Annotated in this window: 9 protein-coding genes and 1 pseudogene; 1 reads left to right on the top strand and 9 read right to left on the bottom strand. The window is 65.2% G+C overall.

The features are described from left to right. Positions 1–55: 55 nt before the first annotated feature. The 7 genes and pseudogenes from atpD to P9273_RS30500 all read right to left on the bottom strand — a co-directional run bounded on the left by atpD (position 56) and on the right by P9273_RS30500 (position 7,874). Positions 56–1,633, bottom strand: coding sequence for a F0F1 ATP synthase subunit beta (gene atpD, locus P9273_RS30470; RefSeq protein ID WP_278052201.1), 1,578 nt, complete (start codon positions 1,631–1,633; stop codon positions 56–58). A 69-nt stretch (positions 1,634–1,702) separates the two neighbouring features. Continuing rightward, positions 1,703–2,584 (bottom strand): F0F1 ATP synthase subunit gamma, encoded by an 882-nt coding sequence (locus tag P9273_RS30475; RefSeq protein WP_278052202.1) that lies wholly within the window; start codon positions 2,582–2,584, stop codon positions 1,703–1,705. 29 nt (positions 2,585–2,613) lie between these two features. Beyond that, on the bottom strand, positions 2,614–4,143 hold the full coding sequence (gene atpA, locus P9273_RS30480; RefSeq protein ID WP_278052203.1) for a F0F1 ATP synthase subunit alpha: 1,530 nt from the start codon (positions 4,141–4,143) through the stop codon (positions 2,614–2,616). Then, positions 4,143–4,703 carry a F0F1 ATP synthase subunit delta gene (locus tag P9273_RS30485; protein WP_278052204.1) on the bottom strand — a complete coding sequence of 187 codons (561 nt, stop codon included), beginning with the start codon at positions 4,701–4,703 and terminating at the stop codon, positions 4,143–4,145. The genes atpA and P9273_RS30485 overlap by 1 nt, the downstream gene beginning before the upstream one ends. A gap of 236 nt (positions 4,704–4,939) precedes the next feature. Then, positions 4,940–5,335, bottom strand: a complete 396-nt coding sequence (locus P9273_RS30490; RefSeq protein ID WP_041004478.1) for an AGROH133_08824 family phage infection protein — start codon at positions 5,333–5,335, stop codon at positions 4,940–4,942. 95 nt (positions 5,336–5,430) lie between these two features. Continuing rightward, positions 5,431–5,622 (bottom strand): annotated as a pseudogene (locus tag P9273_RS32470) (aspartate/glutamate racemase); the annotation flags it as partial. Positions 5,623–5,690: 68 nt separating this feature from the next. Beyond that, the gene (locus P9273_RS30500; RefSeq protein WP_278052205.1) at positions 5,691–7,874 is read right to left on the bottom strand and encodes a primosomal protein N'; all 2,184 of its coding nucleotides are present in this window, start codon (positions 7,872–7,874) and stop codon (positions 5,691–5,693) included. Between the two features lie 90 nt (positions 7,875–7,964). On the opposite strand from P9273_RS30500, the gene fsa reads away from it, so the two are divergent. Further along, complete coding sequence (gene fsa, locus P9273_RS30505; RefSeq protein ID WP_041004472.1) at positions 7,965–8,621, top strand: fructose-6-phosphate aldolase; 657 nt, start codon at positions 7,965–7,967, stop codon at positions 8,619–8,621. Positions 8,622–8,828: 207 nt separating this feature from the next. Here fsa and lptE read toward each other — a convergent pair whose 3' ends face one another. Together lptE and leuS are read right to left on the bottom strand one after the other, a co-directional pair. Beyond that, a complete protein-coding gene (lptE, locus tag P9273_RS30510) occupies positions 8,829–9,410 on the bottom strand; it encodes an LPS assembly lipoprotein LptE (protein ID WP_278052206.1) in 582 nt (193 codons plus the stop codon). Further along, positions 9,397–12,024, bottom strand: coding sequence for a leucine--tRNA ligase (gene leuS / locus P9273_RS30515; RefSeq protein ID WP_278052207.1), 2,628 nt, complete (start codon positions 12,022–12,024; stop codon positions 9,397–9,399). The genes lptE and leuS overlap by 14 nt, the downstream gene beginning before the upstream one ends. Between the last annotated feature and the right edge of the window lie 40 nt (positions 12,025–12,064).

Genomic DNA, 12,064 nt, shown 5'->3' on the forward strand with positions numbered 1-12,064 from the left:
AACTCGGCCGGCCCACTGATCCCTATTCGCTACTCCCTATTCGCTATTCGCTTCTTTACGCTGCTTCAGCCGCGAGGCGCTGCGCCTTCTCGACTGCTTCCTCGATGCCGCCGACCATATAGAAGGCAGCTTCCGGCAGGTGGTCATAGTCGCCGGCGCAGAGGCCCTTGAAGCCCTTGATGGTGTCGGCGAGGTCGACCAGCTTGCCCGGCGAGCCCGTGAACACTTCGGCGACGAAGAACGGCTGCGACAGGAAGCGCTCGATCTTGCGGGCGCGGGCCACCGTCTGCTTGTCCTCTTCCGACAGCTCGTCCATGCCAAGGATGGCGATGATGTCCTGCAGCGACTTGTAGCGCTGCAGGATCGACTGCACCTGGCGGGCGACCTGGTAGTGCTCCTCGCCGACGACCATCGGGTCGAGCATGCGCGAGGTGGAGTCCAGCGGATCGACGGCCGGATAAATGCCCTTTTCCGAGATCGCGCGGTTGAGCACGGTCGTGGCGTCGAGGTGGGCGAAGGAGGTCGCCGGCGCCGGGTCGGTCAAGTCGTCGGCCGGAACATAGATGGCCTGCACCGAGGTGATCGAGCCCTTGGTCGTCGTCGTGATGCGTTCCTGCAGCGCGCCCATGTCGGTGGCCAGCGTCGGCTGGTAACCCACGGCGGAAGGAATGCGGCCGAGCAGCGCCGACACTTCCGAGCCCGCCTGCGTGAAGCGGAAGATGTTGTCGACGAAGAACAGCACGTCCTGGCCCTGGTCGCGGAAATATTCGGCGACGGTGAGGCCGGTCAGGCCGACGCGGGCGCGCGCGCCCGGCGGCTCGTTCATCTGGCCGTACACGAGTGCTGCCTTCGAGCCTTGGCCGCCGCCCTTCTTGTTGACGCCCGATTCGATGAACTCGTGATAGAGGTCGTTGCCTTCGCGGGTGCGCTCGCCGACGCCGGCGAACACCGAGAAGCCGCCATGGGCCTTGGCGACGTTGTTGATCAGCTCCTGGATCAGCACGGTCTTGCCGACGCCGGCGCCGCCGAACAGGCCGATCTTGCCGCCGCGGGCATAAGGCGCGAGGAGGTCGAGAACCTTGATGCCGGTAACCAGGATCTGCGCTTCCGTCGACTGGTCGACATAGGCCGGAGCCGGCTGGTGGATGGCACGCAGCTCGACGGCGTCGACCGGGCCGGCCTCGTCGACCGGCTCGCCGATGACGTTGATGATACGGCCGAGCATGCCCGGGCCAACCGGAACCGAGATCGGCCCGCCGGTGTCATAAACGTCCTGGCCGCGGACCAGGCCTTCGGTCGAGTCCATGGCGATGCAGCGCACGGTGTTCTCGCCGAGATGCTGGGCGACCTCGAGCACTAGGCGGTTGCCGACATTGTTGGTTTCCAGCGCGTTCAGAATGGCCGGCAGGTGATCTTCGAACTGCACGTCGACGACGGCGCCGATGACCTGGCGGACCTTGCCGGCGGCGCCGACACGCTTGGCCGCAACGCTGGCCGCGGAAGCCGCGGTCTGGGCCGGAGCGGCCGCCTTCTTCGCCGGAGCGGCGGCCTTCGCGGCTGCTGCCGGGGCCTTTGCCGCCTTCGGGGCCGATGCCTCCTTGGCCGCGGTCTTCGGGGTAGCTGCTTTCGCCATCGTCTTTGCCCTTTTCGTCTATCCGTTGTTCACGCTGCCGGCGAGGTCCCGGACCCCGCCCGCGCGTGTCTAGAGCGCCTCGGCGCCCGAAATGATTTCGATCAGTTCCTTGGTGATCTGCGCCTGCCGCTGGCGGTTGTAGGTGATCGACAGCCTGTTGATCATGTCGCCGGCGTTGCGCGTGGCATTGTCCATCGCGCTCATCTTGGCGCCCATCTCGCCCGCCGCGTTTTCCAACAGCGCGCGGAAGATCTGCACGGCGATGTTGCGCGGGATGAGGTCGGAGAGGATCTCGCCCGGCTCCGGCTCGTATTCATAGACGGCCCCGCCGCTGCCGGCATCGGCCGTGGCCGAAGCCTGCGCCGCCGGGATGATCTGCTGCGCCGTCGGGATCTGGCTGATCACCGACTTGAACTGCGAATAGAACAGCGTGCAGATATCGAAGCCGCCCTCGTTGAAGAGGTGGATGACCTTGCGCGCGATCGCGTCGGCATTGACGAAGCCGAGCGTCTTGACTTCGCGCAGGTCGACGCGCTCGAGGATCAGCGAGCCGTACTCGCGGCGCAGGATATCGTAACCCTTCTTGCCGACGCAGATGATCTTCACCTGCTTGCCATCGGCGAGCAGCCTGCGGATGTGGTCGCGGGCGAGGCGCGCGATCTGCGAGTTGAAGCCGCCGCACAGGCCGCGCTCGGCGGTGCAGACGATAAGCAGATGCACGTCGTCGCGGCCGGTGCCCGTCATCAGCGCCGGGGCATCGCCGCCGCCGCCGATCGCCTGGGTGATGTTGGCCAGAACCGCGCCCATGCGCTCGGAATAGGGTCTGGCTGCTTCCGCCGCTTCCTGCGCGCGACGCAGCTTCGCCGCGGCGACCATCTGCATCGCCTTGGTGATCTTCTGCGTCGCCTTGACCGAGGCGATACGGTTACGAAGGTCTTTTAACGAAGCCATGCTTCAAACCTGATCCCGTCCAGCTTCGTTCAAGCGAAGGTCTTGGCAAAGGCGTCGATCTCGGCCTTGAGCTTGGTGCGCAGGTCGTCCGACAGCGCTTTCTCCTTGCGGATGCCGTCGAGCACGTCCTTGCCGGCCGAGCGCATGTGGCTGAGCAGGCCCTGCTCGAACTTGCCGACCTGGTTGAGGGCCAGCTTGTCGAGGTAGCCGTTGACGCCGGCGAAGATCACCGCGACCTGCTCTTCGGTCTTGAGCGGCGAGAACTGCGGCTGCTTAAGGAGCTCCGTCAGGCGCGAACCGCGGTTCAGCAGGCGCTGCGTGGCGGCGTCGAGATCCGAGCCGAACTGCGCGAAGGCCGCCATTTCGCGATACTGCGCGAGCTCGCCCTTGATCGAGCCCGCAACCTGCTTCATCGCCTTGATCTGCGCCGACGAGCCGACGCGCGACACCGACAGGCCGACATTCACCGCCGGGCGGATGCCCTGGAAGAACAGGTTGGTCTCGAGGAAGATCTGGCCGTCGGTGATCGAGATCACGTTGGTCGGGATGTAGGCCGACACGTCGTTGGCCTGCGTCTCGATGACCGGCAGCGCGGTGAGCGAGCCGGCGCCGTTGTCGTCATTGAGCTTGGCGGCGCGCTCGAGCAGGCGCGAATGCAGGTAGAAGACGTCGCCCGGATAGGCTTCGCGGCCCGGCGGGCGGCGCAGCAGGAGCGACATCTGGCGATAGGCGACGGCCTGCTTCGACAGGTCGTCATAGCTGATGAGGGCATGCATGCCGTTGTCGCGGAAATACTCGCCCATGGTGCAGCCGGCGAACGGCGCCAGGAACTGCATCGGCGCCGGATCGGACGCGGTGGCGGCGATGATGATGGAGTAGTCGAGCGCGCCGCGCTCTTCCAGCACCTTCACGAACTGCGCGACGGTCGAGCGCTTCTGGCCGACGGCGACGTAGACGCAGTAGAGCTTCTCCTTCTCCGGACCGTTGTCGTGCACCGACTTCTGGTTCAGCATCGTGTCGAGGATGATGGCGGTCTTGCCGGTCTGACGGTCGCCGATGACCAGCTCGCGCTGACCGCGGCCGACCGGGATCAGCGCGTCGATGGCCTTGAGGCCCGTCGACATCGGCTCATGCACCGACTTGCGCGGAATGATGCCGGGCGCCTTGACGTCGACGCGGCGGCGTTCGGTGGCCTTGATCGGGCCCTTGCCGTCGATCGGGTTGCCGAGCGCGTCGACGACGCGGCCGAGCAGGCCCGGGCCGACCGGAACGTCGACGATGGCGCCGGTGCGCTTGACGGTGTCGCCTTCCTTGATGTCGCGATCGTTGCCGAAGATGACGACGCCGACATTGTCGGCTTCGAGATTCAGCGCCATGCCGCGGATGCCGCCCGGGAACTCGACCATCTCGCCGGCCTGGACATTGTCCAAGCCGTAGACGCGGGCGATGCCGTCACCGACGGACAGAACCTGGCCGACTTCGGAGACCTCGGCCTCCTTGCCGAAATTCTTGATCTGGTCTTTCAGAATTGCGGAAATTTCCGCGGCGCGGATGTCCATCAGCCGACCTCTTTCAGTGCAAGCTTGAGCGAATTGAGTTTGGTTTTGAGCGACGTATCGATCTGGCGCGAGCCCATCTTGACGATCAGGCCGCCGAGCAGCGACGGATCGACAGTCATGGCGATGGCCACATCCTTGCCGGCGATGCTCTTCAGCGTCGCCTTGAGTTCAGTCTGCTGCGCATCCGTCAGCGCATGCGCCGAAGTGACCTCGGCGGATGCCTCGCCGCGATGGTCGGCGGCGATCTGGCGGAACGCCTTGATCATGCCGGGCACCGCGAACAGACGGCGGTTCTTGGCGACGACGCGCAGGAAATTCCCGACCAGGCCGGTGATCTTGGCCTTGTCGACGATGGCGGCGATAGCCTTGGCCTGGTCCTCGCTGGAAAACACCGGGCTGTTGATCAGCCGCGTAAGATCCTCGCTGCTATTGAGCAGCGCCTCGAAGCCGGCGAGGTCGGCCTCGACCTTGGCGACCGAATTGTCCTGCAGCGCGAGCTCGAACAGCGAGCCGGCATAACGTTCTGCGACAGCTGAGATTGGCGATGACGATTGGGCCACGGACCGTCTTTTCTCTTGTCTGACAGGCCGCAGATTGTTGGCGCGAGCGAAAACTCTGGCTAAATCTTTGACCTTACTGCGATTTTTCCAAGCTCGGAGGTGCGGCTTCCGCTATCCCCGGTCGAAAGTCGATTGCCGTCTAGCACAGGCTTTTTAAGACCGCAATGCATCGTCCGGCATGGTTTTCAGGCACTTTTGTCGCATCAGGCGGCGAAGGCCAAGCTCAAGCGCCGAATTCACGGCACAAAGCCGAAGGCAAAGGCCAGCGGCAGCGCCGCCAATGCCAATTCAACCACGATCGAAACCCAGTTGAAAGGGGTGTTGGCGCGGTCCGACATCATCGACAAAAGCCGGCCGAAGGCGGTGAACAGCCAGGAAAAGCCCAGCGCCATGTAGAGCAGCGGCTGCGCCAGAAGGATGCAGCACAGGCTGACGCCGAGATAGAAGCCCGACATGCGGCCGCGTCCCTCGGCGATCGCCGCCGCCTTCTCCGGCTTTGGCTGCAGGCGCAGCACGCGAAAGGCAAGCCCTGGCGCCAGGAACAGGAACAGGCCGAGGGCCAGGGTCACGACGGCGCTCGACCAGGCCAGCCATTCGCCCTGGCTCGCCGGCCACGGAAACGCGAAGTCCATAAATCCCCCTCATATTTCTTGCTCTGAGACACCGGCATTCTAGCGAGGGAATGAAACCGCGCCAGAGGATGGCGGCCACATTAGAAGTGGCGCAATCAGGCGAGCGCGAAATCGACCGCGGCCTCGGCGTGGATGCGCGTCGTGTCGAACACCGGAATGTCGAAATCGCCCTGGCCGATCAGGATGGTGATCTCGGTGCAGCCCATGATGACGCCATCTACCCGGTCGGTGCGACACATCCGCTCGATCTCGTCGAGATAGGCGTGTTGACGGCTAATGTCCGTCATTTGCGATTCTCGATGTACCTCACCTGAACCCCTTCACCAAAAATGGCTGAGGGAGTAATTCCGCGAACTCACAAAAAACTCTGCGGGTCGATGTCGACCTGCACCCTGACCGAGCCGCGCAGCTTCGGCCCGTTCTCCAGCATGGCCCGAATAAAGCCCTGCATGTCGGCGCGCCGCTCGCCCTGGATCAGCAGGCGGAAGCGGTGACGCCCGCCAATCAGCGACAGCGGCGCCTCGGCCGGCCCGAGCACGAAGAGGTCGGAAGCCTGCGGCGCCGCGCGCCTTAGCCCTCGCGCATGGCTCTCGGCCTCGCCTCGTGTCGCAGCGCTTACGATGATGCCGGCGAGCCGGCCGAACGGTGGCAGCGCCGCCCGCTCGCGCTCGGCGATCTCGCGTTCATAAAAGGCTTCCGAATCACCCGAGACGATCGCCCGCATTACCGGATGGTCCGGCTGGTAGGTCTGCAAAAGGCCGAGGCTCTTCTTGCCGGTGCGGCCGGCGCGGCCCGTCACCTGGCTAAGCAGCTGGAACGTGCGCTCGGCGGCGCGCGGATCGCCATTGGCCAACCCAAGGTCCGCATCGACCACGCCGACCAGCGTCATGCCGGGAAAATTGTGGCCCTTGGCGACGAGCTGGGTGCCGATGACGATATCGGCCTCGCCATTGGCGACGGCTTCCAACTCGAGCCTGAGCCGGCGCACGCCGCCCAGAAGGTCGGACGACAGCACGATGGTGCGCGCATCGGGGAAATGCGCCACCACTTCCTCGGCGATGCGCTCGACGCCTGGGCCGCAGGCCACCAGATGGTCGAGCGTGCCGCATTCTGGGCAGGCCTCGGGCCGCCGCTCATTATGGCCGCAATGATGGCAGACGAGCTGGCCGCGAAAGCGATGCTCGACCAGCCAGGCCGAACAGACCGGACAGCCGAAGCGGTGGCCGCAGACCCGGCAGAGCGTCAGCGGCGCATAGCCGCGCCGGTTGAGGAAGAGCAGGGACTGCTCTTTTTTCTCCAGCGTGCGCTGCATCTGTTCCAAAAGCACCGGCGACAGGAAGCCACCGCGCGCCGGCGGCGAACGCCGCATGTCGATCGACTTCAGGTCAGGCAGAGCGGCTTCCGCGAAACGCGACGACAGCACGGCCCTGTGGTAGCGGCCCTGGCCGGCATTAACCCGGCTTTCCACCGAGGGCGTCGCCGAGGCGAGCACGACCGGGAAGCCGCCGATATGGCCGCGCACCACCGCCATGTCGCGCGCATTGTAGAAGACGCGGTCTTCCTGCTTGTAGGCCGGGTCGTGTTCCTCGTCGACGACGATCAGGCCGAGTTCCTTGAACGGCAGGAACAACGCCGAGCGCGCGCCGGCGACGACGCGCACGCCGCCCTCGGCCACCTGCCGCCAGACGCGCTCGCGCATCCGGGGCGGCAGGTCGGAATGCCACTCCGCCGGCTTGGCGCCGAAGCGGTCCTGGAAACGTTCGAGGAAGGCATGGGTCAGCGCGATTTCCGGCAACAGGATCAGCACCTGCCTGCCCTTGTCGAGCGCTGCCGCCACCGCCTCGAAATAGACTTCCGTCTTGCCGGAGCCGGTGACGCCGTCGAGCAGCGTGACGTTGAAGGCATCGGCGGCGACAGCGGCGCGCAGCTTCTGCGCCGCCGCTTTCTGGTCCGGCATCAATTCCGGCACGGCGTGAGAGGGGTCTGGCGCCGCCACCACCGGCCGCGGCGGAATCATCACCGTCTCGAACACGCCCTGTGCCCGCAATCCGTCGATCACGGTCGAGGAGACGCCCGCCGCATGCGCCAGGCCCGAGCGCGTCCAGGCCAGGCCGCCCTCCGCGGTTTCGAGCACCCGCCGCCGCGCATCGGTCAGCCGGTCGGGTTCGGCAAGCGTACGCTGAAGCCCTTCGATCCACGGCTCGGGGTCGAACGCCTCGGGGGCTCGGAGCAGCATCCGCGCGACCATGCCAGGCGCCGACAGCGTGTATTGCGCGATCCAGTCGACGAAGCGGCGCATCGCCTTGTCGATCGGCGGACAGTCGAACACCTCCTCGATCGGCCGCAATTTCTTCGCATCGACCGCCTCGACGGCGCCGTCCCAGACGATGCCGGCCACCTGGCGCGGCCCGAGCGGCACGCGCACGATCGAACCCGGCACCACGCGCATGCCGGGCGGCACGGCATAGGTGTAGGGCCGTTCGGCGGGCATCGGCACCAGGACGGGCGCGGCCGCGACAAAGGGCGAATCTTCGATCATCGGGCGTGACCTTGCCCCGACTTTGCTCTAGATCAAAGAGGACCCTCGCATGTGCCTGGCCGACGCCGGGCGATCCCCAAGGAGACAGCCATGAAGTTTTTTGTCGATACCGCTGACATCAAGGAAATTAAGGAGCTGCACGAGCTGGGGCTGCTCGATGGTGTCACCACCAACCCGTCGCTGATCCTGAAATCGGGCGGCAAGATCTCCGAAGTCACCAAGCAGATCTGCGACATTGTCGAAGGCCCGGTCTCGGCCGAGGTCGTCGCGACCGAGTACAAGGACATGATGGCCGAGGCCGAGGTGCTGGCCAAGATCGCGCCGAATGTCGCCATCAAGGTGCCGTTGACGCTGGACGGCCTCAAGGCCTGCAAGACGATCCGCACCGAGATGAACCGCATGGTCAATGTGACGCTCTGCTTCTCGGCCAACCAGGCGCTGCTTGCCGCCAAGGCCGGCGCCTCCTTCATCTCGCCCTTCGTCGGCCGCATCGACGACACCGGCTCGGACGGCATGGAGCTGATCTCCGAAATCCGCACCATCTACGACAATTACGATTTCAAGACCGAGATCCTGACCGCTTCGGTGCGCACGGTGAACCACGTCAAGCAGGCCGCGCTGATCGGCGCCGATATCGTCACCGCGCCGCCGGCGACGTTGAAAGCGCTGGTCAACCACCCGCTAACCGACAAGGGCCTCGCCGCCTTCCTCGCCGACTGGGCCAAGACCGGCCAGAAGATCGGCTGAGGCTGCCTCTCGTCAGAGAACAAAAGGCCGGGTGACCGGCCTTTTCTGTGGATGGAAGCTCTGCGCGAGGCGTGCCGAGATTCAGGTCAGGCCGAGCTGAGAACGGTGGTTTCCGAGAACCGGAGCGGAGCGTACAGAAGTACGTGAGCACCGGAAGCGGAGGAAACCATCGTTCGCAGGCCGGCCTCACCGAAATATCGGCACGCCTCAGGCCTTCTTGCCATGCTTGGCTAGATCCTGCGCGATGGAAAGCCGCAGAAGGTCGGCCAGTTCGCGCGCGGCGCGGTTCTCGGCGTCGATCTGTGCCCGATAGGCCGCGAACTCCTGGCGCGGCCGGTCGAAGGACGAGGGGATCGAGCGCTTGCCGACGGCAATCACCGTGTTGGTCGCGGTGTCCCGGAGCACATAGTTGGCGGTCAGCGTGACCGTGCCGGCCGTCGGCTCGTCTTCCTGGGTCTGCACCTGCACGATGGCCGCCGATTCGACGAGCTCGGTGACGCCGAGATCGAGCGTGTAGGCCGGCGAGGCCGGCTCGCCCGAGCCTTGTCCGAAGGCGAAGATCAGATTGTTGCGCACCTGCTGCGCGTAGCGGGTGCTGACCGGCTTGATCGCGATCGAGGCGAGCTCGGCGGAGGCACTGAGCTGCGATCCGGGCGACAGCGGCTGGCTGGAATAGAGCGGCCTGACCGTGCAGGCCGAAACCAGCGCAAGCGCGGCGGCCATGCCGCAGACCGCCAGGCGGCCGCGCAGGCGGGACGCTTCTGACTTCACCGGATCAGGCAACGACATTGACGATCCTCTGCGGGACGATGATCACCTTGCGCGGAGCCTTACCTTCCAGTGCTTTTTGCACGAAGTCGAGAGCCAGCACCGCTTTTTCGACGGCACCTTGATCCGCGTCGCGGGCAATTGTCAAATCCCCGCGCTTCTTGCCGTTGACCTGCACCGGCAGCACGATCTCGTTATCGACGACCAGCACCGGATCGTAGACCGGCCACGGCCGTTCGGCGATCATCTCCGTGCCGCCCAGTGCCTCCCAGCATTCCTCCGCCAGATGCGGCATGACCGGCGCGATGATGTGCACCAGGATCTCCACCGCCTCGCGGCAGGCGCCCTTCAGCGCGGCGTCGGCCTTGCCTTCGGACACTTCGTTGAGCGGCGTCGCCAGCGCATTGGCGAGCTCGTAAATGCGGGCGATCGCGCGGTTGAAGCCGAGCTTCTCGATGTCCTCGCCGACCGCCTTCAGGATCTTGTGCGCGGCCTTAGACACCGCGCCCGCCTCGCCATCCTTCGCCGCGGCGGGTTTCACGCCGGGCAGCTCATCGGCCGCGATCTGCACCAGGCGCCAGATGCGCTGCACGAAACGATGCGCCCCGGCCGCCCCTTCGTCGGTCCATTCGACGTCGCGCTCCGGCGGCGAATCCGACAGCATGAACCAGCGCGCCGTGTCGGCGCCGTAGCCGTCGGTGATCTCTTCCGGGCTCACCGTGTTCTTCTTCGACTTCGACATCTTCTCAAGCGCGCCGATCGTGGCCTCCTCGCCGGTCGCGATCTCGACGGCGCGTCGCTTGCCGCCGGCGTCCTCGATCCTGACCTCGCTCGGCGACAGCCAACGCCCGTTGTTGGACGGGCCGCCGACACGATAGGTCTCGTGCACCACCATGCCTTGCGTGAACAGGCCCTTGAACGGCTCGGCCAGATTGAGGTGACCGGTCTCGCGCATGGCGCGGGTGAAGAAGCGCGAATAGAGCAGATGCAGGATCGCGTGCTCGATGCCGCCGATATACTGGTCGACTGCCAGCCATTCGTCGGCGGCTTTCGGCTCGGTCGGCTCGTTGGCCCAGGGCGCAGTGAAGCGCGCGAAATACCAGGACGAATCGACGAACGTGTCCATCGTGTCGGTCTCGCGCCGCGCATCGCGGCCGCATTGCGGGCATTTCACATGCCGCCAGGTCGGATGACGGTCGAGCGGGTTGCCCGGACGATCGAACTCGATGTCGTCGGGCAGCTTCACCGGCAGGTCGGCCTTCGGCACCGGCACGACGCCGCAGGCCTCGCAATGGATCATCGGGATCGGGCAGCCCCAGTAGCGCTGGCGCGAAATGCCCCAGTCGCGCAGGCGGAAATTCACCTTGCGCTCCGCCATCGGCCGGCCGCAGATCGTCTTTGCCTCGAGCAGCTTCGCCACTTCATCGAAGGCCTTTTCGGGCTTCATGCCGTCGAGGAAGCGCGAATTGATCATCACGCCGTCGCCGTCATAGGCCTCCTCGATTATCTGGAAGGTCTTCGCGTCGGCGTCCTCCGGCATCACCACCGGGATCACCGGCAGGCCGTATTTGTTGGCGAAATCGAGGTCGCGCTGATCGCCCGACGGGCAGCCGAAAATGGCGCCGGTGCCGTATTCCATCAGCACGAAATTGGCGACATAGACCGGCAGCGTCCAGTTCTCGTCGAAGGGATGAACGACGCGGATGCCGGTGTCGAAGCCCTTCTTTTCGGCCGTCTCGAGCGCCGCCACCGAGGTGCCCATGTGACGGACCTCCTCGATGAATTTCGCCAGCTCGACATTGCTCTCGGCGGCCTTTTTCGCGAGCGGATGGTCGGCGGCGACCGCCATGAAGGAGGCGCCGAAGATGGTGTCGGGCCGGGTCGTGTAGACTTCCAGCTCTTGGCTGTCGCCGACCGGCTTTGCCAGCGGCCAGCGGATCAGCAGGCCTTCCGAGCGGCCGATCCAGTTGTGCTGCATCAGCTTGACCTTTTCCGGCCACTCCTCGAGCAGGTTGAGCGAGTCCAGGAGGTCCTGTGCGAAGTCGGTGATCTTGAAGAACCACTGCGTCAGCTCGCGCTGCTCGACCAGCGCGCCCGAACGCCAGCCGCGGCCGTCGATGACCTGCTCGTTGGCAAGCACCGTCATGTCCTCCGGGTCCCAGTTGACCTTGGAGGATTTGCGCGTCACCAGCCCCTTCTCGACGAAGTCGAGGAACAGCATCTGCTGGCGGTGATAGTAGTCGACGTCGCAGGTCGCGAACTCGCGCGCCCAGTCGAGCGACAGGCCCATCATCTTGAGCTGCTCTCGCATGACCGCGATGTTTTCGTAGGTCCAGTCCTTGGGATGGACCTTGTTTTGCATGGCGGCGTTTTCGGCCGGCATGCCGAACGCGTCCCAACCCATCGGGTGCAGCACGTTGAAGCCCTTGGCCCGCTTGTAGCGCGCCACGACGTCGCCCATCGTGTAGTTGCGGGTGTGACCGATATGGATCTTGCCCGACGGATAGGGGAACATCTCGAGCACGTAGTATTTCGGCTTCGGGTCGTCGTTGCGGGCCTCGAACAGCTTCTTGTCGGCCCAGGCCTTCTGCCATTTGGGCTCTGAGGTGCGCGGATTGTAACGTTCGGTTGCCATCGGATGTTTTTCACTTAAAAGCAGGCACAGGGCGCCAGAC

The organism is Mesorhizobium sp. WSM4935, assembly GCF_029625735.1.
Lineage (GTDB): Bacteria > Pseudomonadota > Alphaproteobacteria > Rhizobiales > Rhizobiaceae > Mesorhizobium.

Excerpts from the sequence above, each read along its gene's own strand:
- atpD (WP_278052201.1), bottom strand. The coding sequence starts at position 1,633 with ATGGCGAAAGCAGCTACCCCGAAGACCGCGGCCAAGGAGGCATCGGCC.
- P9273_RS30500 (WP_278052205.1), bottom strand. The coding sequence starts at position 7,874 with ATGATCGAAGATTCGCCCTTTGTCGCGGCCGCGCCCGTCCTGGTGCCG.
- fsa (WP_041004472.1), top strand. The coding sequence starts at position 7,965 with ATGAAGTTTTTTGTCGATACCGCTGACATCAAGGAAATTAAGGAGCTG.
- P9273_RS30490 (WP_041004478.1), bottom strand. The coding sequence starts at position 5,335 with ATGGACTTCGCGTTTCCGTGGCCGGCGAGCCAGGGCGAATGGCTGGCC.
- lptE (WP_278052206.1), bottom strand. The coding sequence starts at position 9,410 with ATGTCGTTGCCTGATCCGGTGAAGTCAGAAGCGTCCCGCCTGCGCGGC.
- atpA (WP_278052203.1), bottom strand. The coding sequence starts at position 4,143 with ATGGACATCCGCGCCGCGGAAATTTCCGCAATTCTGAAAGACCAGATC.
- P9273_RS30475 (WP_278052202.1), bottom strand. The coding sequence starts at position 2,584 with ATGGCTTCGTTAAAAGACCTTCGTAACCGTATCGCCTCGGTCAAGGCG.
- leuS (WP_278052207.1), bottom strand. The coding sequence starts at position 12,024 with ATGGCAACCGAACGTTACAATCCGCGCACCTCAGAGCCCAAATGGCAG.